The 23,653-nt window shown below is 63.2% G+C and carries 19 protein-coding genes; 14 read left to right on the plus strand and 5 right to left on the minus strand.

Annotation, left to right across the window (positions count from 1 at the left end):
* Positions 1-45: 45 nt before the first annotated feature.
* Complete coding sequence (locus ACP2WS_RS09085; protein ID WP_426460491.1) at positions 46-600, minus strand: cytochrome b; 555 nt, start codon at positions 598-600, stop codon at positions 46-48.
* A 279-nt stretch (positions 601-879) separates the two neighbouring features.
* Positions 880-3,090 carry a malate synthase G gene (locus tag ACP2WS_RS09090; RefSeq protein WP_426460492.1) on the minus strand — a complete coding sequence of 737 codons (2,211 nt, stop codon included), beginning with the start codon at positions 3,088-3,090 and terminating at the stop codon, positions 880-882.
* A gap of 447 nt (positions 3,091-3,537) precedes the next feature.
* Here ACP2WS_RS09090 and ACP2WS_RS09095 point away from each other — a divergent pair, with 447 nt between their 5' ends.
* Positions 3,538-3,987 carry a polyhydroxyalkanoate granule-associated phasin gene (locus tag ACP2WS_RS09095; protein WP_426460493.1) on the plus strand — a complete coding sequence of 150 codons (450 nt, stop codon included), beginning with the start codon at positions 3,538-3,540 and terminating at the stop codon, positions 3,985-3,987.
* An 86-nt stretch (positions 3,988-4,073) separates the two neighbouring features.
* Here ACP2WS_RS09095 and gshA read toward each other — a convergent pair whose 3' ends face one another.
* From gshA to argC, 3 genes are all read right to left on the minus strand, one after another.
* On the minus strand, positions 4,074-5,369 hold the full coding sequence (gene gshA / locus ACP2WS_RS09100) for a glutamate--cysteine ligase (protein ID WP_426460494.1): 1,296 nt from the start codon (positions 5,367-5,369) through the stop codon (positions 4,074-4,076).
* Positions 5,370-5,490: 121 nt separating this feature from the next.
* Complete coding sequence (locus ACP2WS_RS09105; protein ID WP_426460495.1) at positions 5,491-7,080, minus strand: chloride channel protein; 1,590 nt, start codon at positions 7,078-7,080, stop codon at positions 5,491-5,493.
* 152 nt (positions 7,081-7,232) lie between these two features.
* On the minus strand, positions 7,233-8,165 hold the full coding sequence (argC, locus tag ACP2WS_RS09110; RefSeq protein WP_426460496.1) for an N-acetyl-gamma-glutamyl-phosphate reductase: 933 nt from the start codon (positions 8,163-8,165) through the stop codon (positions 7,233-7,235).
* Positions 8,166-8,838: 673 nt separating this feature from the next.
* Here argC and sucC point away from each other — a divergent pair.
* From sucC to modB, 13 genes are all read left to right on the plus strand, one after another.
* Positions 8,839-10,029: an ADP-forming succinate--CoA ligase subunit beta gene (sucC, locus tag ACP2WS_RS09115; RefSeq protein WP_426460542.1), complete on the plus strand. Its 1,191-nt coding sequence runs from the start codon at positions 8,839-8,841 to the stop codon at positions 10,027-10,029.
* Entirely contained in the window at positions 10,026-11,051 is a 1,026-nt protein-coding gene (locus ACP2WS_RS09120; RefSeq protein ID WP_426460497.1) for an OmpA family protein, read from the plus strand. The genes sucC and ACP2WS_RS09120 overlap by 4 nt, the downstream gene beginning before the upstream one ends.
* Positions 11,052-11,077: 26 nt before the next feature.
* Positions 11,078-11,971 (plus strand): succinate--CoA ligase subunit alpha, encoded by an 894-nt coding sequence (gene sucD, locus ACP2WS_RS09125; protein WP_374491717.1) that lies wholly within the window; start codon positions 11,078-11,080, stop codon positions 11,969-11,971.
* Between the two features lie 376 nt (positions 11,972-12,347).
* A complete protein-coding gene (locus ACP2WS_RS09130) occupies positions 12,348-12,935 on the plus strand; it encodes an FHA domain-containing protein (protein WP_426460498.1) in 588 nt (195 codons plus the stop codon).
* Positions 12,936-13,122: 187 nt separating this feature from the next.
* Complete coding sequence (locus ACP2WS_RS09135; RefSeq protein ID WP_426460499.1) at positions 13,123-15,393, plus strand: CHASE2 domain-containing protein; 2,271 nt, start codon at positions 13,123-13,125, stop codon at positions 15,391-15,393.
* Positions 15,394-15,842: 449 nt separating this feature from the next.
* A complete protein-coding gene (locus ACP2WS_RS09140; protein ID WP_426460500.1) occupies positions 15,843-16,355 on the plus strand; it encodes a pilin in 513 nt (170 codons plus the stop codon).
* A gap of 306 nt (positions 16,356-16,661) precedes the next feature.
* On the plus strand, positions 16,662-17,936 hold the full coding sequence (locus ACP2WS_RS09145; protein ID WP_426460501.1) for an O-antigen ligase family protein: 1,275 nt from the start codon (positions 16,662-16,664) through the stop codon (positions 17,934-17,936).
* Positions 17,937-18,049: 113 nt separating this feature from the next.
* The gene (locus ACP2WS_RS09150) at positions 18,050-18,556 is read left to right on the plus strand and encodes a pilin (RefSeq protein ID WP_426460502.1); all 507 of its coding nucleotides are present in this window, start codon (positions 18,050-18,052) and stop codon (positions 18,554-18,556) included.
* A gap of 423 nt (positions 18,557-18,979) precedes the next feature.
* The gene (locus tag ACP2WS_RS09155; RefSeq protein WP_426460503.1) at positions 18,980-19,567 is read left to right on the plus strand and encodes a DUF6036 family nucleotidyltransferase; all 588 of its coding nucleotides are present in this window, start codon (positions 18,980-18,982) and stop codon (positions 19,565-19,567) included.
* A 708-nt stretch (positions 19,568-20,275) separates the two neighbouring features.
* On the plus strand, positions 20,276-21,031 hold the full coding sequence (gene modA / locus ACP2WS_RS09160) for a molybdate ABC transporter substrate-binding protein (protein ID WP_426460504.1): 756 nt from the start codon (positions 20,276-20,278) through the stop codon (positions 21,029-21,031).
* A 211-nt stretch (positions 21,032-21,242) separates the two neighbouring features.
* Positions 21,243-21,632, plus strand: coding sequence for a hypothetical protein (locus ACP2WS_RS09165; RefSeq protein ID WP_426460505.1), 390 nt, complete (start codon positions 21,243-21,245; stop codon positions 21,630-21,632).
* A complete protein-coding gene (locus ACP2WS_RS09170) occupies positions 21,611-22,936 on the plus strand; it encodes an ImmA/IrrE family metallo-endopeptidase (RefSeq protein ID WP_426460506.1) in 1,326 nt (441 codons plus the stop codon). The genes ACP2WS_RS09165 and ACP2WS_RS09170 overlap by 22 nt, the downstream gene beginning before the upstream one ends.
* A 27-nt stretch (positions 22,937-22,963) precedes the next feature.
* Complete coding sequence (gene modB / locus ACP2WS_RS09175; RefSeq protein WP_426460507.1) at positions 22,964-23,641, plus strand: molybdate ABC transporter permease subunit; 678 nt, start codon at positions 22,964-22,966, stop codon at positions 23,639-23,641.
* Positions 23,642-23,653 lie beyond the last annotated feature (12 nt).

Genomic DNA, 23,653 nt, shown 5'->3' on the forward strand with positions numbered 1-23,653 from the left:
TGCACCCCGACATCCGCCATCCCCGCCACGGTCAGCGGCGCGAAATCAGCCCTTGAGGCTCATGCGCAGCAGCGTGTTGTCGTGGCGCATGTAGTGGTGGTACAGAGCCGCCACGGCATGCAGGCCAATGAGGGCATAGCCCAGGTTGGCCACGGCTTCGTGCACTTCCTTGATGCTGTGAGAAGTATCCTTGTTGACCGCCGAAGCCAGCGAGGGCAGATCGACTCCCCAGAACCACACGTGGCCGCCGTTGTAGCTCACCGTCAGCCAGCCGGACAGCGGCAGACCGATCATCAGCAGGTACAGCAGGCCTTCGACCGCATGGCTGAGCACGCTCTGCCAGCGCGGCAGCGGCGGCTCGATGGCGGGGGTGGGAGACGCCAGGCGGGCCAGCAGGCGCAGCCAGGTCACGGCAAAGATCGTCATCCCGACCGTGAAGTGCCAGGACTTCATGGCGGTGCGCTCTGCACTGCCCTTGGGAAAGATGTCGCTGAATTCCATCAGGGCATATACCGCGATGATGAGCAGCACCGTCAGCCAGTGCAGAAGAATCAGGGGCGTGCCAAAGCGGGCAGCCCGGGACGGAAGAGGGGTATTCATGCGCAATCTCCGGAAAAAGGGGCGGAATGTCCTTCCCCCGGGGCCATGCCGTGGGACAGGCAAGTCGGCGGAAAGACTTCGGCGCCCATTGTCGCATTGCCCGATGAAGCTTCGCTGAAGCCGCAGGGCTGCCTGCACCACCTGCCCCTGACGGCACGAGGGGCCGGATGCAGCACACCCCCACGGCCGGGCATGTCCAGCCATGGGGGTGTGTTGGGGGGCCGGAGTCGGTGGCGGCCGTGCCTGCCGGACGCAGGGCACGGTCCATGCCCACCGAAATCAGGCAGCGGCTGCAGCGGCCTTGGCCTTCTGGCGCCAGGCGTGCAGGAGCGGCTCGGTGTAGCCGCTCGGCTGCTCGACGCCCTTGAAGACCAGGTCGAGCGCCGCGCGATAGCCGAAGCTCGTGTCGGCATGGCCTGCCATGGGGCGGTAGGCCGGATCGCCTGCATTCTGCTCGTCCACCAGGGCAGCCATGCGTTCGAAGGTCGCACGCACCTGCTCGGGGGTCACCACGCCATGCAGCAGCCAGTTGGCCATGTGCTGGCTGGAGATGCGCAGGGTGGCGCGGTCTTCCATGAGTCCCACGTTGTGGATGTCGGGCACCTTGGAGCAGCCCACGCCCTGCTCGACCCAGCGCACCACGTAGCCGAGGATGCCCTGGCAGTTGTTGTCGAGTTCCTGCTGCTTCTCGGCGTCGCTCCAGTCGGTGCGTGCAGCCACCGGCACGGTGAGCAGTCCTGTGAGCAGGGCGTCGCGTTCGGCAGCCGCGTCGGTCTGTTCGAGCTGGCGCTGCACGTCGGCCACGTTCACCTGGTGGTAGTGCAGCGCGTGCAGGGTGGCGGCCGTGGGGCTCGGCACCCAGGCCGTGTTGGCGCCAGCGCGGGGATGGGCGATCTTCTGTTCGAGCATGGCCTTCATGAGGTCGGGCATGGCCCACATGCCCTTGCCGATCTGGGCCTTGCCGCGCAGGCCGCAGGTCAGGCCCACCAGCACGTTGTTGCGTTCATAGGCCTGAATCCAGGCACTGGACTTCATGTCGCCCTTGCGGATCATGGCGCCGGCGCGCATGCCGCTGTGGATCTCGTCGCCGGTACGGTCCAGGAAGCCGGTGTTGATGAAGGCCACCCGCCCACGGGCCGCGGCGATGCAGGCCTGCAGGTTGATGCTGGTGCGGCGCTCCTCGTCCATGATGCCGAGCTTGACGGTGTTCTGTGCGAGTCCGAGCAGCTGCTCCACGCGGCCGAACAGGTCGTTGGCAAAGCCGACTTCGGCCGGGCCGTGCATCTTGGGCTTGACGATGTAGACCGAGCCCTTGCGCGAATTGCGGATGCCATCGGCACCCAGCCCCTGCAGGTCATGCAGGGCAATGGTCGTGGTGATGACCGCATCCATGATGCCTTCGGGAATCTCGCGGCCTTCCGCACCCCACAGAATGGCAGGATTGGTCATCAGATGGCCCACGTTGCGCACGAACATCAGCGAGCGGCCATGCAGCCGCACCTCGCCCTGACCGTCCGGGGCCGTGTAGAGCCGGTCGGCGTGGAGACCGCGGGTCATGCTCTGGCCGCCCTTGTCGAAGGTCTCGGTCAGTGTGCCGCGCAGGATGCCGAGCCAGTTGCGGTAGCCCAGGAGCTTGTCCTCGGCGTCGACCGCAGCCACGGAATCCTCCAGATCCAGAATGGTGGAGAGCGCTGCCTCGACCACCACGTCGCTCACCCCGGCCAGATCGGACTGGCCGATGGGGGTGGAGCGGTCGACACGGATGTCGATGTGCAGGCCGTTGTGGGTCAGCAGGATGCTGTCGGGCGCGCGCACGTCTCCCTGGTAGCCCTTGAACTGGGCCGGATCCTGCAGGGCGACGATCTGTCCGCCCTTCACGTTCACGGCCAGCTGGCCGTCCTGCACGAAGTACACCGTCGCGTCGCGGTGGGAGGCCCCGGCCAGCGGCACGGCCTGGTCCAGAAAGTCGCGGGCGAAGGCAATGACCCTGGCGCCGCGGGCGGGGTTGTAGCCCTTGCCCTTGCTGGCTCCATCGGTCTCGGGGATGGCGTCCGTGCCGTAGAGCGCGTCGTACAGGCTGCCCCAGCGCGCGTTGGCGGCATTGAGGGCATACCGGGCATTCAGGATCGGCACCACCAGCTGCGGACCCGCCTGTACGGCCAGCTCGTCATCGACCCCGGTCGTGGTGATCTGCGCATCGGCAGGCACCGGCACCAGATAGCCCAGTCCTTCCAGAAAGGCGCGGTAGGCCGGCAGGTCGGTGATGGGGCCGGGATGGGCGCTGTGCCATTGGTCGAGCGCCGTCTGCAGTCGGTCGCGTTCGGCCAGCAGGGCGGCATTCCGGGGGGCCAGATCCATCACCAGATCGCTGAATCCCTTCCAGAAAGTGTCCTGTGCGATGCCGACCGGCGGCAGCACCTCCTGGTTGATGAAGTCATAGAGAGTGGAGTCGACCTGGAGCTGATGGGCCTGGGTGCGGGCGTGTGACATGGGGCTTCCTTTGCATCCGGAGAGAAAAATACAGAGACGAACGGTTGTGGCAGGCTGTACACAGAAGTCGCACAGGCGTTTCCACCAAAGTGTCATGCGGTATGTATCATGAATGGCGGTGATGTCGTGCGCATCCGGAATTGCCGGTCGACCGTTCCGTATGAATGGACTGTATTACAGCATCAATGGGTTATTAATCGGTAATTTATCTCATGATTGGTGACTTTTTGGGGGGTAATTCAGGCCGCTGGTCCTTGTCTTCCGGCATGATTGCGGCAGGCGATTGCCTGACGGGGCAGCAGGGATGTTCACGAATCATTCAGAATATGCCGGCCACCACACGCTGGCATCTCCCCGGGGCAGGAAGGCCCAGGGGCAGAGCGGCAGGCCTGTCTTGCAGGACGGGCCCTGCATCAGGGAGTCTTCCGCCACTACAACCTACACATCATGAACCATTACACCATTCCCAATACGCGCAAGGCACTGCAGCTCGCCAAGCAGACCACCGAGCTGTCCTTTGCGGCGCCTCAGGTCGTGGCTCTGCGCGTGGCACGCATGGCCACGGCCGGGGCTGACCCCTCCGAGGAAGACCGGCGCGAATTCACCCTGATGGGGGCCGAAAAGCTGGCGGCCTTCACCGAATCGTGGCACGCCATGGGAATGCAGATGCTGCAGGCGCAGCAGCATTTCTGGTCGGGATGGTGGGGCTACTGTGCCAATCCCCTCAAGTGGGCGCAGCCCTGGGAAGGCATGGGGCTGGCCGCCGTGGGCAGCCAGTACCAGCAGGCCTGGCTTGATGTGATGCGCAAGGGGCTCAAGCCCGTGCACAGCCGTGCAGTGGCCAATGCCCGCCGCCTGGGACACCCGGAAGCGGCACGCGCCAGCGCCCTGCGCTGAAGCGCACCCCGCAAAGCCTGTCCGCTGCCCCTCCATCCCTTCCCGTGTGAGCCGGGGCGTGGATGGGATCGGCGGACGTCAGGACATCAGGAGTCCAGGGCCAGGGGGTCGGTGGCTTCCAGCTCGTAGCTGGCCGCCAGCATGGCCAGCCGCCCGATGACCCCATACATGTAGAAGCGGTTGGGCGCACTCATGCCCGGCTTCTTGCCCAGTTCGGGCAGGTGGGTGCTGCGGTCGAACGCCAGTGGCACATACTTGGCGCCGGCCGTGTTGAGGTTCTCGTCCACGCCGCGTTCCTGGTGCATGCGGTAGAACCCTCCCACCACGTAGCGGTCCATGAGGTACACGACCGGCTCGGCTGCGGCGTCGTGGATGCGCTCCTGGGTGAGTACCCCTTCCTGCACGATCACCTTGCTCACGGGCTGCCCGCCCTTGAGGTGGTTGAGGTCCTTGCGGGACTGGCAGCTCAGATCGTCGAGTTCGGCGGCATCATGCACGGTGACGATGCCCATGCCGTAGGTGCCGTTGTCGGGCTTGACGAGCACGAAGGGCTTTTCGTGGATGCCGTACTCCTTGTACTTGCGCCGGATGCGGGTCAGCACCGTGTCGACCTGGTGGCGCACGCCGTCGAGCCCGTGCGGGTCGGTGAGATCGACTTCTCCGCACGGAGCAAAGAGGGGGTTGATGAGCCACGGGTCGATGCCCAGCATCTTGCCGAAGCGCTTGGCGACATCGTCGTAGCAGGCAAAGTGCGTGCCCTTGTGGCGCACGTTCCAGCCGGCATGCAGAGGCGGCAGCAGGTTCTGCTCGTGCAGGTCTTCCAGAATGCCGGGCATGCCGGAGCTCAGGTCGTTGTTGAGCAGGATGGTGCAGGGATCGAAGTCCCGCAGCACCAGCCGCCGCTCCGTGCGCAGCACGGGCTCGACCAGCAGGGTATGTCCATTGTGCAGCGTAAAGCGCGTGGCTTCGCGCAGATCGGGGTCGATCGAGCCGATGCGCACGTTCAGTCCGGCCATGCGGAAGATGCGTTCGAGCTGGGCCACGTTGTGCAGGTAGGACAGGTCGGTGCGGAGCGTGTTCTCGGGAATGATGAGCAGGTTGCGCGCCTCGGGGCAGACTTTCTCGATGGCGGCCATGGCCGCCTGCACCGCCAGCGGCAGCATGGGCTCGGAAAGGTTGTTCCAGCCGGCGGGAAAGAGGTTGGTGTCCACCGGGGCGAGCTTGAAGCCCGCATTGCGGATGTCGACGGAGGTGTAGAACGGAGGCGTGTGCTCCATCCATTCCAGGCGGAACCACCGTTCGGTGGCGGGCATGGAGTCGATGATGCGTTGCTCAAGTTCGTTGATCGGCCCGGTCAGGGCAGTCACGAGGTGGGGAACCATGGCAGGGGGGAGAGAAAGAGGTGGAGGGCCGGCAGCAAAATACGCTTCCAGTTGAGGCCAGTTCCGGAGGATTCAAGGAGGTGCAGGACACGCTGCAAGGAAGGAGAAAGAGGCTGTCTCCTCACTTTGGCGCAGAATCGTCTGCGGCGCCTGCCGTGTCCGCATCTTCTGACGTGGAGCCCTCTGGCGGGGTGGTCGACGCCGGAGTCTGCGCGGCGGCTGTGTTCGGGAGCGGCACGGATGGATCGGCGCTGGCCTCGGCGGGGGAGGAAGAGGGCGCCGCGCTGCTGCCTGGGGCTGCCTCGGGGGCGATGTCCGAAGGAGCTTCCGAGGCGCTGTGGAGCGCATGGGAGTTGTCCTCCCGGCTGTCGCGCACCACATAGGCGGGCTGCAGCGAGAGGTACATGGCTCCGGCCAGAGCCGGATAGAGCGGTCGGCTGATGAGGCGAGACAGCATGGCCGCCACCATGGCCGCAGCCATCAGGCTCAGCACCATGGCGCCTCCATCCACCATTTCCATCACGATGATGAAGGCTGTCAGCGGCGCCTGGGTCACTGCGGCCAGAAAGGCCGCCATGCCCAGCGCAATCAGGGGGGCCAGAATGGTCATGTTCTGGCTGTAGTAGGCCACGTCGTAGCCCACCCCCGCGCCCACGGCCAGACTCGGTGCGAAGATGCCGCCCGGCACGCCGGACCAGGCCGTCAGCCAGGTGGCCAGGAACTTGAGGGGCACGAACAGGAACGACGGGCGTTCGGTCTGCGTCAGCATGTTCCGTACCGATTCGGCCCCGCCGCCGAACGTGGCGCCCTGTGTGGCCAGCCCGATGCCTGCGATCAGCAGCCCCAGAAACGCGGCGAAGGGCAGCGGATACCGCCGTCGCAGCGCATTGAGGGGGGAGGGCGCACCATTGAGCGAGGCCGTCATCACCCGCGCGAACAGCCCGCCCAGCAGACCGCTGGCCAGCGTCACCCCGATACCGGGGCCCAGCATCGACAGGCTGATGGGAGGCACGACGATCGTGCCCAGGAAATGCTGGTTGCCAAAGAACGTGATGCCCACCAGACCGGCGAGCACGATCACCACGATGATGAGGCTGCTGTTTCTGGGCGGCAGCTTGCGGCCCAGCTCCTCCAGCGCGAACACCACCCCGGCCAGTGGCGCATTGAACGTGGCCGCGAGTCCGGCCGCACCACCTGCCACCAGCAGGGCATGCACGCCCAGTTCCGAATCCTTGCGCAGCCAGCGGCGGGCATGCAGCATCACCCCGGCGGCTACCTGGACCGAAGGGCCTTCGCGCCCGATCGACAGCCCACCCAAAAGTCCGGCGGCAGACAGCAGGATCTTGGCCACCGACAGCCGCAGCGACACAAAGCTCGTGCGCTGCGATGGCGTCAGGTCAGGCTCCAGCGCCACCATCACCTGTGGAATGCCCGAGCCCCCGGCTCGGGGAAACCACCGTCGCGTGCACCAGGCCACGGCCACGGTACACAGGGGCGTCCACACCAGCAGTGCCAGAGGCCAGGCCGCATAGAGCCGGGAGAACAGGCCAAAGGTCCGATCGGTCAGCCAGGTGAAGGCCACCACGCTCAGACCGGCCAGCGTGGCATACCCGAGAATGATGGCCCGATCCACCCACTGCCGTCCCTGCGCCAGTTCCTGGCGCACGTTGTGCCAGACATTGGGTTCTTCGCGTAGGGAGGGATCGTCCATGAGGCAGGGGTGCGGCGCAGGCAAAAGGGGGGATTGTAGAAAAAAACGGCATGCCCGTCAGCCCGGCGTCATGCACTCAGCCAGGGCATTCTGCGGACAGGGCCGCCTCGGCCCCCAGGATCAGGCCCGGGGAGCCGTGGGCGACGAGTGCCTCACGCCTGTCCTTCCGGCAGCCCCAGCATCAGCCGCAGGTTCTGCACGGCGGCACCGCTCGCGCCCTTGCCCAGGTTGTCGAGCCGCGCCACGGCCACAGCCTGCTGGGCGCCCTCGTTGCCGTACACCCGGATCTCCAGGCGGTTGGTGCCACGGAGAGCCACGGCGTCGAGCTTGCCGTCCGGCGTCGGGTCGGGAGCCGTCACATAGGTGCTGCCCTCGTAGTGCCGGCGATAGATGGCGTGCAGGTGCTCCAGCGTTGGCGCTCCCGGCAGCAGAGTCAGATGCAGTGGCAGCTGCACCAGCATGCCCTGATCGAAATTGCCCACGCTCGGCACGAACACCGGGCGACGGGCCAGTTTGCCGTAGGCCATGATCTCGGGCAGATGCTTGTGCGACAGCCCCAGTGCATACAGCTCGTAGGGGGCCCCCTGGCCGGCCTCGTAGGTCTCGATCATCTGCCGTCCGCCCCCCGAATAGCCGCTCACGGCAGGCAGGGTCACGGGGTAGTCGGGCGGCAGCACGCCTGCATCGATCAGCGGGCGCAGCAGCGCGATGGCCCCCGTGGCATAGCAGCCGGGGTTGGCCACGCGGGCGGCCTTGCGGATAGCCTCGGCCTGGCCTGCACACAGCTCGGGAAAACCGTACACCCAGCCCGCCTCCACCCGGTGGGCCGTGGAGGCGTCGATGATGCGGGGGCGCGGAGCCGGCAGGGCGTCGATCAGCGCCACCGATTCGCGCGCGGCATCGTCATGCAGGCACAGGATCACCACGTCCACCGAAGCCATGAGCGCCTGCTTGGCCTGGGCGTCCTTGCGCAGGGCGGGGTCGATGCTGACCAGTTCCACTTCCGGCACATGGGCGAGCCGTTCGCGGATCTGGAGCCCGGTGGTGCCCGCCTCTCCGTCGATGAAAATTCTGAATCGATCCATGATCTGCTCCTCTGCGGTCTGTGTCGCTGCCGACTGCGCCACGGAGCACCTCCAGTATCGGAAGGCCCGCCCAGAACTGTGGCAGTTCGGCTTTCTGGTCAAGGTGCCATTATCGGTGTCAAGGTGCAGGCCGGTGGGTGTGGAGCTGTGATTTGTGGCCTGCATGCCGTGTCGCCTGCCCACCCCTGACGTACATGCCAAAAGAATGCAACATACGGGTTATGCGTATAACGTGTACCGAGGGAGTGATACAGACAGAAAAATGACCGCGGCTCGACACCCTTTCCAGGGCAGACATGCTGGCCATCGGGGATGCCATCAAGGTGCATCTGGCCTTTTCCCGGTGAAGGCACGGGGCAACTCCTGGATGCCTGCCTCACGCCACTTGCATGCAGCTTGCGACCTTGCTGCAATCAGGGGCTTGTGTGGGGCGGAACACACGCGCGTGCTGCTCCCTTGGCGCACCGGTTCATTTTTTGCATCGAGAATTTGCGTTCAATCATGCGAAAAAACGCCGATATTTCATCATGCGATAGAACAGGGGTGTGCAGGCTCCGGGTTTTCAGGGATGCTCCTATATTCGAGCGTAAGTCGCACATGATACATTTACGCCCGGATTTTCCAGACCCTTTTCGGGGCAGCCTTCCGGCCCCGTCTCGGGGGATCCTTTTCCATTCGTAGAGAGAACCGCATGAAGATTCATGAGTATCAGGGCAAGGAAATCTTGCGTCAGTTCGGCGTGCCGGTCCCACGGGGAATTCCTGCATTCACCGTGCAGGAAGCCGTGGAAGCCGCCCAGAAGCTGGGAGGCCCCGTGTGGGTGGTCAAGGCACAGATTCATGCCGGCGGCCGTGGCAAGGGCGGTGGTGTGAAGGTGGCCAAGTCCATCGAGGACGTGCAGAAGCTCGCCGGCGACATGCTCGGCATGCAGCTGGTCACGCACCAGACCGGGCCCGCAGGCCAGAAGGTTCGCCGTCTCTATATCGAAGAGGGCGCCGACATCCAGAAGGAATACTACGTCTCCGTCGTCACCGATCGTGGCACCCAGAAGGTCGCCATGATGGCCTCCAGCGAAGGCGGCATGGACATCGAGGAAGTGGCGCACAACACGCCCGAGAAGATCGTCAAGATCTTCATCGACCCCCTCGCCGGCCTCACCGATGAGCAGGCCAAGCAGCTCGCAGACGGCATCGGCATCCCCGCCGACTCCACCGCGCAGGCCATGGACGTGTTCAAGAAGCTCTACCAGTGCTACATGGACACCGACGCCTCCCTGGTCGAGATCAACCCGCTCAACCGCGACAGCAAGGGCAACATCATGGCGCTCGACGCCAAGTTCAACTTCGACAGCAACGCGCTCTTCCGCCACCCCGAGATCGTCGCCCTGCGCGATCTGGATGAAGAAGACCCGGCCGAAGTCGAAGCCTCCAAGTTCGATCTGTCCTACATCAGCCTCGACGGCAACATCGGCTGCCTGGTCAACGGCGCCGGTCTGGCCATGGCCACCATGGACACCATCAAGCTCTTCGGCGGCGAACCTGCCAACTTCCTCGACGTGGGCGGCGGTGCCACCACCGAGAAGGTCACCGAAGCGTTCAAGATCATGCTCAAGAATCCGAACGTGAAGGCCATCCTGGTCAACATCTTCGGGGGCATCATGCGCTGCGACACCATCGCCGAGGGCGTGGTGGCTGCCTCCAAGGCAGTCGGCCTGTCCGTGCCGCTGGTGGTGCGCATGAAGGGCACCAACGAAGACGCCGGCAAGAAGATCCTGGCTGATTCCGGTCTGCCCATCATCAGTGCCAACACCATGGCCGAAGCCGCCGAGAAGGTCGTCACTGCCGTCAAGGACGCCGCTCGGTGAAAACCGCCTCCGTTCCTGTCGCCGTCCAGTCGCCGGTCGCCCCCGAGGGGCATGACCTGCCCGGACATGACGGACACGCCCATGGACACGCTGCAGCAGGGACCGGTCTTCCGGCACCCGAAGGCACGTGGTATGGCCGTGCGCTCTGGTTCGCGGCCATCGCAGCCACTTCGCTCGCGCTGCTGCGTCTGTGCAGTCAGCAGGCCCAGCCTGTCGACATGCCACTGCCGCCCATGCAGCCTGCCTCAGGGGTCGAAACACCCGCCGCATCCGCTTCCGCATCGTCCGATGCGGCCGTGGAATTCGGCCAGTGGTCGGCCACCGTGGCAGGCGGCACGCTCACCCTCGACGGGCGCGTGTCCAGCGAAGCCGCGCGCAACGCCCTGCTGACCGCAGCGCGTGCCCGGTTCGGCGCAGACCACGTCATCGACCATCTCCAGGTGGACGGCTCTCTGCCGGCCACGGTGCTGGGTGAGCGCATGGACGAGCTCTTCGGCTGGCTCCAGTCGCATGCGGGCGCAGGCCTGCGTGCCCAGGGACACCGCATGGCCCTGTCCGGCTCGCTGGGCGAGGCCCTGATCGACGACATCGCCAGCCGGCTGCACCTGTGGTTCGGTGAGAGCGTGACCGTCGACACCAGCGGCGTCAGGATCGAGGCCATGCAGGCGGCAGAGGCACTGCGGCAGGGAGCCACAACCTTCCGCATCCATGTCGAATTCGACACCGGCAAGGCGTCCATTCGCCCTGCCAGCCATGCGGAGCTCGACGCACTGGCCGAAGCGCTCAAGTCGGCGCGGGTCAAGGGAGAAATCGCGGGTTACACCGACCATGTCGGCAACTCCGCCACCAACCTTCGCCTGTCGCAGGCACGCGCAGAAGCCGTTCGGGCCTATCTGGTCGGGCACGGCGTCGATGCCGCCGCGCTGACGGCCAAGGGCCATGGGGACGCCAGTCCCGTTGCCGACAACTCCACTCCCGAAGGCCGGCAGCGCAATCGCCGCGTGGCATTCATCGCACAATAAACCCCGAAAAACCATCGGAGCATTCCATGAGTATTCTGATCAACAAGGACACCAAGGTCATCACGCAGGGTATCACCGGCAAGACCGGCCAGTTCCATACCCGCATGTGCCGTGACTACGCCAATGGCAAGAACTGCTTCGTGGCAGGTGTCAATCCCAAGCGTGCCGGCGAAGACTTCGAAGGCATTCCCATCTACGCCAACGTGACCGAAGCTGCCAAGCAGACCGGCGCCACCACCAGCGTGATCTATGTGCCGCCCGCAGGCGCTGCGGACGCCATCTGGGAAGCCGTCGAGGCCGACCTCGACCTCGTCATCTGCATCACCGAAGGCATTCCGATCCGCGACATGCTGATGGTCCGCAACAAGATGAAGGCCAAGGAAGCCGCAGGCGGCAAGAAGACCCTGCTGCTGGGCCCCAACTGCCCCGGCACCATCACGCCCGACGAGATCAAGATCGGCATCATGCCCGGCCACATCCACCGCAAGGGACGCATCGGGGTGGTGAGCCGCTCCGGCACGCTGACCTACGAAGCCGTGGCCCAGCTGACCGAAATCGGTCTGGGACAATCCAGTGCCGTCGGCATCGGTGGCGACCCCATCAACGGCCTCAAGCACATCGACGTCATGCAGATGTTCAACGATGACCCCGACACCGATGCCGTCATCATGATCGGCGAAATCGGTGGCCCCGACGAGGCCGAAGCTGCCCGCTGGTGCAAGGACCACATGCAGAAGCCCGTCGTTGGCTTCATCGCAGGCGTGACCGCGCCTCCCGGAAAGCGCATGGGCCATGCCGGTGCGCTGATCTCCGGCGGTGCCGATACGGCCGAAGCCAAGCTCGCCATCATGGAAGAGTGCGGTTTCAAGGTCACGCGCAATCCGTCCGAAATGGGCAAGCTGCTCAAGAGCCTGCTCTGATCGCAGCGCGGGTCCAGGTGGGCGGAGCGTCCGGGGCAGAGGGAGAGTCTTTCCTCCGCCCGGAAGCGGGCTCCGCCATCCAGCCGCCAGCTTTTCACGGCTGGCGGTTTTTTTTGAGGGGAGCCGCGGGCGGCTGCTCCATCCTTGTGGGAAACCATTCATAATCCATCGAACATTCCATGCCTGCTGACCGAGGTTTCTCACATGGAAGAAGCACAGAAGTAGGTATATGGGATGACTTCTATGTACAATTAATAAATTAAGGCTATTGCGGTATGCGGATCCATGCATTGCATGGCCTGACCGTGTCAAGTGGCCTGCGCATGGTGCGCAGGGGTCGTTCCGCTCTTTCCGTCACAGCCCAAGAGGTCTGCACATGGCTAAGCTGGTCATCACGCTCGATGGTGTCGTCATCCGAGAGGTTCCTCTCGACAAGGATCACATCTCCCTGGGGCGCCGTCCCTACAACCACATCGTGATCGACAATCTGGCCGTCAGTGGAGACCACTGCGTGTTCCAGTATGTGGGTGGGCAGTTCTACGTCGAGGACGTGGACAGCACCAACGGCACCTCGGTGAACGGCCTCAAGATCAAGCGCCAGAAACTCCAGAATGGCGACATCGTCGGTGTGGCCAAATACCGCATCGAGTTCCTGTCTTCCCCTGAGGACGCCCTGCGTCCACCTCGTCCCACAGGCGTACTCAACAGCACGATCCAGGTCATTTCAGGGCCGGCCACGGGGCGTTCGCTGGTGCTCACCAAGCCGGTGACCACGGTAGGCAAGCCCGGCGTGGCCGTGGCCAGCATCTCGCGGCGGGCCGAAAGCTTTGTGCTGCGCTACATCGAAGGTACACGCCCCATGACCTGCAACGGCAACACCGTTGCCACGCGGGAGCACATTCTGCTCGACGGCGACCTCATCGACCTTGCCGGGGTTCAGATGCGCTTTGCACAGCACCTCTGATGCCTCTCCGGGGGGAAGATTTCGGCGGGCAGCGCCGGGGCTGCTGCCTGCATGGTCTTGAGATACCCGCACTGGCAGGTGCTTGGGCATTCGTGTGTGTGGTCATGCTCAGGGAGAGCCTCGGCAAGTCTTTTGCGCTTTCCAGTGCACGCATGCACAGAGCCTTGTGGCTATGCGCGCCTTGCTCGTGAGATTTTCCCTGTGGGCGCGAGCGCACCTGCGTGCGTGCGGCTCTCTGCTGCAGCGGGCAGGCTGGCGGTGGGTCCTGCTTCTGCCCCTGGTGCTGTTGTGGCCTCATGCTGCCGGATGGTGGCCGTATGGAGCCATCACGTCGCTGGATCGCGCCTGGTACGACCTTGAACTCACCACCCTGTGCGCACGCAAGGGAGCTGATTCCCGCATCGTGATCGTCGACATCGACGAAGCCAGTCTGCGCCAGTGGGGGCGCTGGCCCTGGAGTCGCGCCGTCATGGCGCAGTTGGTCACCGAGCTGTTGCAGCGCCAGAAGGCCAGCGTGCTGGGGCTCGACATCGTGTTTGCCGAGCCCGAGGGCGACACGGTGCTGCCGGGGGTGGCACGGGTGATTGCACAGCAGGCGGGGCACAACCCCGCGCTTCAGACGCTCTCCCGCCGGCTGCAGGCCGAAATGGACCACGACGCAGCCCTGGTGCGTGCCCTGCAGCACCAGCCCGTGGTGATGGGCGCCTACTTCGAGAAGGACGGCGCCTCCACCATGGTGCCGCCGCCCGCTGCGCGGGCTCTGCCCGTGCCCGCCGCTGCCCAGGCGCTGGGGGCGGACTGGTCCCATGTGCCTGCCATGCGTGGCTATACCGGCAGTGTGTCCGGGCTGCGGGACATGCCGTTTGGCGCCCTCAACGCCTGGATCGACCCCGATGGCACCCTGCGGCACATTCCGCTGGTGATGCGCCATGTCGATGCGCAGGGCGTGTCCCGCTTCTATCCCTCGCTGGCCCTGGCCATGCTGCAGCGTGCCTTGCCCGCCGCCCAGGTGCAGGTCGCCCTGAGCCCTGCCGACGGGGCATCTAGAGGCTCTGCCCATCTGGCCGGCGTGCGCCTGTCGCAGGGGGCGGATCGCCTGTGGATTCCGTCGGATGACCGGGGGGCCATGCTCGTCCCGTTCCGGGGAGAGGGAGGCGCAGGAGCCGGACACTTCCGGTACATAGGTGCGGCCGACATATTGGCTGGGCGCCTGCCGCCCGGATCGCTGGCGGGGCGCATGGTCATCGTGGGAACCAGCGTGCCCGGGCTGCGCGACCTGCGGGCCACCCCCTTCGACAGAGCCTATCCCGGCATGGAGGTCCATGCCTCCGCGCTGGCCGCCATGCTCGATGGTCGTTTTCTTGTGGCCCCTGACTATGCCAATGCGTGGTCCGCGCTGTGGCTGCTGCTGCTGTCCGGTGGGCTGTGGTGGGGACTGGCGCATGCCGGCGCCCTCAGGGCATGGTTCGTGACCCTGGCCTGCGCGGCTGTGGTGGTGGGGGCGCAGGTGGCACTCTTTCGTGCAGGCCTGGTGCTGCCTCTGGCAGCCAGTCTGGTGCTGGTCGTATCCATGTATGTGCTCCACACCCTGATGGCCTACCTGCACGAGCGCCGCGCGCGCGCCCGGCTTGTGACTCTCTTTGGACACTATGTCCCGCCCGAGCTGGTGAAGGAAATGGATCGCCAGCCCCAGTCCTGGTCGCTGCAGGCGCAGTCGCGGGAGATGACCGTCATGTTCTGCGACATCCAGAACTTCACGGCCATGGCCGAGGAAATGGCACCCGAAGAGGTGCAGCGCTTCCTCAATGGTCTCTTCAACCGCATGGCCGGCGTCATTGCGCGACACCGGGGCACCATCGACAAATACATCGGCGACTGTGTCATGGTGTTCTGGGGAGCGCCGCTGCCCGACCCCGACCACGCCAACCATGCCGTCCACACCGCCCTGGAGCTGCAGGCGCTCATGGGCGAATACAACACCCAGCGCGCCCGCCAGGGCCGCCCACTGCTGCGTCTGAGCATCGGCATCAATACCGGAATCATGCGCGTGGGGGACATGGGCTCGGACCTGCGCCGCAACTACACCGTGCTCGGAGATGCCGTCAACCTGGCTGCCCGTCTCGAACCCTGCTCCAAGCAGTGGGAGCAGCCCCTCATCGTCGGGCCCGGCACCGCAGCGGCGGCCACCGACTTTCTGTGGCAGTGGGTCGACGACACCCATGTCACCGGCCGCAACCGCATGGTGGAGCTCCATGCCCCCTGGGCTCCGACCTCGGCCGCCTCGGCGTATCGCACACAGCGCGACCTGTGGCAGCAGTACCAGAGCGCCTGGCGTGCCCAGCACTGGAATTCCTGCCAGACTCTCCTCACCCGTCTCCTCCGGGAAGCCCCCGACCATCTGCTCTATCGACTGCATGCCGAGCGGCTCCATGCCATGCGGGTGTCTGCCGTCATCTGACGGGGGCCGCGCATCAGAGTGGGGGCAGGGTAGGCCGCCAGGGCATACCAAGGCGTGCGCAGCCCCGTGTACGAAAGTGTGCGTGAACCTGTACACCTTGGTGCAGACAGGCCATGCCCGTGGGAGCTGGACGCACGGCATGCGGCAAGTACGGCGCAGCAAACCATGTCAACCGACAGAAGTTGTCACCTCTGCGCTGACAAAAAACGTCTGGTGCAGGACGTTTTTTGTGACGTGCGACAGAATTTGTCACAACTTATGCAGTCTGGGTGAACCGAGCAAGAACGTCGACCTCCGCAAAGCGTGAAAAAGTGGGCACAGCGCACGTCGTGGCGCTTCATCATGCAGTCTGGCACGACAGTTGCATCATGTCAGTCGTAGTCAGCAAAACTACAGAGCGCGAGTTCCGAGTTTTAATTCTTTGGTAAAAGTTTTTTGGAGTACATCTCATGAAAGCCTCCCTGCGTAAAGCCCAGCAAGGTTTCACCCTGATCGAACTGATGATCGTGGTGGCCATCATCGGTATCCTGGCCGCCATTGCCATTCCTCAGTATCAGACCTATGTGGCCAAGTCGCAAGTGGCTCGTGCCATGGAAGAAACTGGTGCGCTCAAGACAGCCTATGAAGATTGCCTGAATAATGGGCAGACGGCTGTAGGTGCATGTAATATGGGTGCAACAAAATCCAATATTATCGATTTTACAGCTCCTTTGTCGTTGGGAACTACGGGTTCTGATTCAACTAACACTGTAGCTCTGACTCCCGATGGGACGATCAGTGCAACGTTTGCGGGTAATGCATCTTCTGCTCTGACCTCTGGTACGGCCAAGACCATTACGTGGACGCGGACTACTGATGGCAGCTGGTCTTGCTCTACTACGGCAGATGCCAAGTACAAGCCTGCTGGATGTTCTGGCGCTGCTGCTGCTGCTTCTGCTGCTTCTGCTGCTTCTGCTCCCTGATATTCAGCTTCTTGCTTGAATGCAAAAAGGAAGGCTTGGCCTTCCTTTTTTTATGGAGCCGTCATGTCTTATGTGGTAGGGATCTTTGTCCTGTGTCTGGTGCTGGGCCCCAATGTGTCGAGCTTCTGGGCGGGCAATGTGGGGGTCTATGACATGCAGCGTTTACTGCTCTGTCTGGCTGTGACACTGGGAGCAGTGCGGGCATGTGCAAGGCTGGCGGGAAGCGCTCCTGGGGCAGGCCGGTGTGGCAGGCACAATGGAAATTTGCGCGGGCCAAGCAGTCAGGCGCAGCAGGTGTGGGGCGGTTTGGGATTGATTGCCTGCATGGGGCTGTGGTCCGCCTCTTTGGCCGCATCGCCGCGTCATGCACTGGCCGAATATGCGTTGTATGTGCTGCTGGGGGTGTCGGTTGTGCAGATGGCGCAGGAAGCGCGCAAGGCGTCCGTGCGCCGGGGAGTGTTGTGGGCCTTGGGCGGGGCCTGTCTGTTGCATGAGTCCAAGAGTCTGGTGTTTTATGCATGGTGGCTGGCAGATCGCATGACGCTGACGCCTGACCCGTTCATGGTGGGGTTTTCCAACATGCGTTTTGTCAATCACTTTCAGACTGCGACACTGCCGCTGCTGGCGCTTTTGACAACGACTTATGTTCCCACACGGAAGTGGCGCGTGGTGAGCTGGGGGGTGACGGCACTGTGGTGGGCGCTGGCTTTTGTGCTGGGAGGGCGTGGCACCCAGCTGGGCATGGCAGCCGGGTGTGGAATGTGTCTGGTTCTGTTTGGGCAACGTGCCTGGACAGCAGGCTATCTGCGACACATGGTGGGGGCCTGTCTGGCAGGAGTGGTGCTGGCATGGTGCTTGCAGTGGGCCATTCCTTACGCTGTTACCGGGCATATGTCAGATGATTTTCTGTTCGGCAAGCTCAATCGGCTGGAAGATGGGGGCTCAATCCAGACACGTCTGGCTTTGTGGAGAGCTGCATGGGGCATGTTTCTACAGCATCCCTTGCTGGGTGCAGGACCGATGCACTTTGCTGCATTGCCGAATGCCATGCATCTCGATGCCTCTGCTCCGCACAACTGGGTTCTGCAAATCGCTGCCGAGTGGGGCGGCATAGTGCTGCTTGCCGTGCTCATGCTGCTGGGAATGGCCGTCAAGGGAATCATGCATACCCGTGTGTGGGTGCGTGAAGGCGACATAACGCCTGCCAAACAGGAGTGGATGGCATATTGCACTGCATTTTTTGCCCTGTGGACAGATGGCTTGGTGTCGAATACCTTCATGGTTCCCATTATTCTGACTACGGTGGCAGTGGTATTTGCACTCATGTTGGGTATGGCGAATGAGCACGGATGGATGGAAGATATTCTGGCGCCCTCCATCGCACAGGGGGGAGGAGCATGGCAGCGGGTGCTTGTGGGCAGCTGTTGGATGGCCATGGCCTGCATTCTGTGGGTGGGCATGTGGCCCGAAACAGTGCTGGCCCTGCACGGATGGATACGGCCCGATTTTGCCCCTGATGAAATACGCTGGTTCAGACCAAGATGGTTTCTTGATGGGCATTTCGATGTGCCGGGCACCTGATGGCGTCAGGGTATTTGGGGTGTGCATGGCATGCAACTTGCTGGGTGTGCCACGGGAGGCTCTCGATGCATGCATCAAGAGGGCGATGAATAAATATAAATTAATCAGTCATCATGAAAGAACACAGTCTGCAATCCATCAGAGGTTTTACGCTCATTGAGCTGATGATCGTGGTGGCCATCATAGGTATTCTGGCTGCCTTGGCTTTGCCTCAGTATCAGCGGTATGTGATTCGTTCTCAAATATCGCGGGTAGTGTATGAAGCCGGGTCGCAGAAAGTGGCTGTAGAAGACTGCATCAATAATGGACAGCTTACGGTGGGCACAAGTGGCATGTGCAAGGGCCTGGCCACGGGGTCCAATCTGATGGCCAATGGGGGCAACATGTTCAATGGCGGAGCTCCGGCTGCAGGGCTGGGTGTGCCCACGCTGGCGTTCGGCAGCACGGGCAGGGCCGCGCAGGTAGTGGCTGTCATGGGCAATCAGGTCAGCCCGCTGGTGGTGGGCAAGAAAGTTGCCTGGTCACGGGCAGATAACGGCAGCTGGGGCTGCGCTACGGATGCAGATGCACAGTTCGCTCCGCCGGAATGCCCACATGGCTCGATTCCGGCACTGCCCTGAGGCGATAGGGCAGTGTGCATGTCGGTTGATGGGGGAGGGACATTCATGCTCAAGAAGACTTATCTGTTTCGCTGTAGAGTGATGACATCGAAAATCGTAAATTCACTGTTGTGACGGAGGTTGGTGGCATGACTGCCAGAGATGCTGAATCAGCGCTGCTTGCCCGGTGCTCCGCTGTCGCACGGGAGGTTGCGCAGTCCGCGCAGGATCAACGCGAGGCCAATGTGTTCCGCTTGGCTGCGATGGTCGTTCAGTCGCGATTTCCCAGCGAGTCGATGTGCTTGATGCGAGCGAGCGAGCGGTACTTCGACTCGCACCCGAACGAACGACTTGCACCGGCTGATGTTGTCAGGAAGGGCTGGGTTCTGAGCCTTCCTCGCCTGTGTGACATGCTGAGCCACCGACTTCACGGGCATTGAATCCATGGTGACGACACAAGCATTCCATACTCGCACGGCTTTGGCGGAAGGTCTGCGAGAGTTGTTCAAGCAACTTGAGGAACGGCTTTCGCTGCGCAGCCCGGTTAACGTCTACCTGGCTGGGGGAATGGCTGTCCATCTTTACACAGCCAGTCGCGTCACGACCGATGTGGACGCGGAGTTCGGAGGTCGTGTTTACCTTCCGAACGATCTGATGGTCGAGGTGACTCTGGAGGACGGCACCCAGCAAGTCGTCTATTTCGACACCAACTACAACTCGACCTTTGCGCTGATGCACGAGGACTATCTGGACGACTCCATCCCTGTAGACTTCGGCATGGATCAGATTCGTGTCCACGTCCTCTCTCCCGTCGATCTCGCGGTGAGCAAAATCGCCCGCTTTGCTGACAACGACAAGGATGACATTGCTGCATTGGTAAGGCTTGGCCTGACCAGCGCAGACGAGATTGAACATCGCGCAACAAGCGCCTTGGCGGGCTATGTTGGTGGTCAGGCGATGCTGCAACTGAACCTGCGGGATGCCGTCGCCTTGGCTCGCGAGGTCGAAAGCGAACGGGTGGCCGCGCAGTGATTGACCGAACTGCCTCTTCTCGAAAAGCATGCGGGAGCGGCATTCACCTTTTGGCGGCACGCCACCGAGGCCATGAAGGCGCATGGCGCTGGTGGCATGAACTGGGCTGATATCGAGCACAGAACCATCCTCGAAAGCATTTCTGAGCATGGGCAACCCGCCTCTGATGGTGCGGATGTGATCTGCCAGCACAGTCCGGGGGCCGTGACGAAGGCAAGACGACCTGCGTGCCTTGGTTGAAAGGCTCGCACCTGAACTTCAAGCGCAATATGCCAAGGCGCGAGGCGAGAAAGGGTGTGAATCATCCAGCTGGCTGGGTGCAAATGTGTAAATCGGCGTGCACTGTGTGGGTTTGTGGCAGCGCCAAGGGGCTATGGAGCTGAGCTGGTTGGTGCATGAAACTGCGGGGCCTGCCGCCATGGATCAGTCTCGCTGGAGCCGCTGACTCAGTATGTGATCCAGCCCGAGGCAGGCTGGTGGATATCCATTCTTGTCAGACTCGGTCTCTCTGGCAGTCATGGGCCTTGCTTCTCGTGGAGGGCGGTGACTGGCAAGAATACGCTCTGCATCAGGGCGTCATGGCTTTGCTGCATGCACCACTTTCCTTGTCTGGAGGCAATACACGCAGACGGCCATGCGCTGTATAGGTGGCTATACTTCGCTCATCTGACGAGCAACAGGAGCACTTCGATGCGGATGACCAGGCTGATGAACAGGCGGATCGGGATGGCAGTGGCGGCGGTGTGGCTGCTGGGGGGGAGCGTGGCGGCGCAGGCGGCCGAGATCACGGTGTCGGCTGCGGCGAGTCTGACCAATGCTTTCCGTGAGGTGGGGCAGGCCTACGAGCGGCGGTATCCGGGGGCGCGGGTGCACTTCAACTTCGGTGGGTCGGGGGCGCTGCTGCAGCAGATGGCCAAGGGCGCACCGGTGGATGTGTTTGCCTCGGCTGACGAGGAGACGATGAACCAGGCGCAGCAGCACGGACTGGTACGGGCCGATGCGAGGCGCGATTTTGCCCGCAACGCACTGGTGCTGATCGTGCCGGCCGACAGCCGCCTGGCGCTGCACCGTGTGGAGGATCTGGCGCAGCCGGGTGTGCACCGGGTGGCGGTGGGCAATCCGGCGAGTGTGCCGGTAGGGCGTTACAGCATGATGGTGCTGGGGCGCCTGAAGAGCTGGCCGCAGATTCAGCCGCGCGTGATCCATGCCGCCAATGTGCGGCAGGCGCTGGACTATGTGGCCCGTGGCGAGGTGGATGCCGGGCTGGTGTACCGCACGGATGCGGCCATCATGCCGGGCAAGGTGAAGGTGGCAGCCACGGTGCCCCTGCCGGTGGCGATCCGTTACCCGATCGCGTCCACCACGGGCAGCTCGCAGCAGGTGGAGGCGCGGCGCTTTGTGCAGTTTGTGCTGACGCCCGAGGCGCAGGCACTGCTGGCCCGCTACGGCTTTGGCCGGCCGTGAGGGGCTGACTGCAGGCAGGGATGGATGCTGTGCGGCAGCGGTGAGTGGTTGTGGGTCTTGTGTGTGCTTTGCGTGGGGGCACGGTCTGCTGCGCGATGGAGCCCAGAGGCTTCGGGTACAGTGCAGGGGGTAGCTCTTTTCCAGCTTTTTGCAGGGGCATTGTGTGAGTCGACCAGGAAATAATCCCAAACGCCGTATCGTGCGCGCGGATATGCTCAGTGACGCTGCGAAGCAGCGCCTCGAAAAGGCAGTGCGTTATGTGGGCAGCGGCCATCACAAGCGCAATCCTGCTGATTACGGGTTGCTGCGAACCAATCCACGGCCCACAAAGTCGTTGTGCGATCTGGTGCGTGTCGTGACGCTTGACGAGGCGCGATCGCTGATGAAAGCGGGTATTGGATGGGGTTTGGTCAGTGAGCTGCGTCAGGATGGGTTTCCCAAGTACATCTGGAGTGTTTCAGAGTGCGGGGAGGTGTTCGAGGCCAAGACAGATGCACATGGCACGGGGGAGTATCACGGGTATCCACTCGAAAATGAGGATGCCATGCATCTGTATGTCACGTCGGTTTGGAAGGAACGATGTCAACACGCTGGTCAATAAAAACGGATTGGGCATGGCTGGAGTCCGGCTCGCCAGAGGAGCGGGCCGGATTTGCTGCGATCGACATTACAGCCTATGGCACTTGCCTCACGGAAGGGCATGACCGTCTTCTGCAGAGTGTGCGCAGGGCTCCCTTTCTTTCTGCGTACCATCTTGCCGAATGGCTGGCCTGGAATTGGTGGCGTTTGCGCTGGGAGCCATGGAAAGCCTCCATGGAGTGGAGGCTTTCGCACGAAATGACGAGCATAGGCAGCGGCTATATCTGGCCCCATATCAGCGTGCTGTCGGATGGTACGGATGTCACGTTGTGCGCCAGACCCACGCCGGAACGGCAGCGCACGCCTTATCGTTATATCAGCGATGCGGTGAGTGTGATTCCGGGAACGGATTTCGAGACCGAGGTCGATCTGTTCATCGAGACGGTTTTGCGACGGCTGAAGGATTGTGGAGTTGCCAGGACCAATCTGGAGACAGTGTGGCAGTCTGTGCTCGAAGAACGGCAGGATGCCGCCTTGTACTGGCGCAGAAAGATCGAAGCCCTGCTCGGCGAAGATCCCGGAGAGATGGATGTGAATTTGCTGCAGCACCTGTTGGATGAATCAAGGCAGATCGGGACTTCTGCCATTGAGGAAATTGCAGCCAATCGTGTCGAAGGGCAGGCGGTGCCGGATGTCGGGGCACTTCTTGCGCATGTGCGCCGTGTGGGTACCGTAGCGCGATCTGGGGGGCGGGCGCATGTGGATGTGTGCAAGGTACGGGAGGCTGATGCGCAGAAAACCGATGTGCAGAAAACTCCGGCATGGAAGATAGGCGCCGACGCGGCCCATGCGTTACGGGCACATCTGCAACTGGACCCGGACAGGCCAGTATCCAATCAGGTGCTGACAGATTGCTATGGAGTGCCCGTATCCATTCTGGATGCCCGGGCCGATGTTCCTCCAATGGATCTTTCACTGTCTTTTGCAGAAACGCAGGGGCAGGATAGGGTGCTGCTGCGCTCCCGGTGGGAGACGGGGCGTCGGTTTGAATTGGCAAGGCTGCTCGGCGATAGTGTCGTGTACGTTACCCGTGAGCCCATGCGCCCAGCCACACGGTCGAGTACCTATCGGCAGAAGGTGCAGCGCGCTTTTGCGGCCGAGCTGCTTTGCCCGTTCAGGGCAGTGGACGATATGCTGGGGGCAGATTGTTCGATGGAAAATCAGCAGGATGTCGCGCACCATTTCGGAGTGTCCGCTTTAACGGTTCGCTCCTTGCTCGTGAGTCATGGTCGCATGAGCCGCAGCGAATTTGACGAAGGGTACTGACATGGGGCCTTGCAGGAGGGGGGCCGTATGGACGAGCCGGTGACGGTGGCGCTGGAGCTGTCGCTGCGGGTGGCGGGGCTGGCCACTGCGGTGGATCTGGTGCTGGGGGTGGCGCTGGGCTGGCTGCTGGCGCGGCGGCGCTTTCCGGGGCGGGATGTGCTCGATACGGTGTGCACCCTGCCGATGGTGCTGCCGCCGACGGTGCTTGGCTATTACCTGCTGGTGCTGCTGGGCTCTCGGGGGTGGCTGGGCGGCTGGCTGCAGGAGGTGTTCGGCATTCATCTGATCTTTACCTGGCAGGGAGCCGTGGTGGCGGCTGCCGTGGTGGCGTTTCCGCTGGTGTTCAAGCCGGCACGCGCAGCCTTCGAGGCGGTGGATGGGCATCTGGAACAGGCCGCGCGGGTGCTGGGCGTGAGCGAGTGGGGCATTTTCTGGCGGGTGACGCTGCCGCTTGCCTGGCGCGGCATTCTGGCGGGGTTGCTGCTGGCCTTTGCGCGGGCTCTGGGTGAGTTCGGGGCCACGCTGATGGTGGCCGGGAGCATTCCGGGCAAGACGCAGACGCTTTCGATTGCCGTGTACGAGGCGGTGCAGGCCGGGCAGGACGATGTGGCCAACCGGCTGGTGGTGCTGATTTCGGTGGTGTGCGTGGTGGTGCTGCTGTCGGCGGGCCGGCTCGCCCCCGGGCGGCTGGCGCGGCAGGAGTGACGGTCATGCAGA

It is taken from the genome of Brachymonas moutaii (nom. illeg.) (genome assembly GCF_049977365.1).
Lineage (GTDB): Bacteria > Pseudomonadota > Gammaproteobacteria > Burkholderiales > Burkholderiaceae_C > Brachymonas.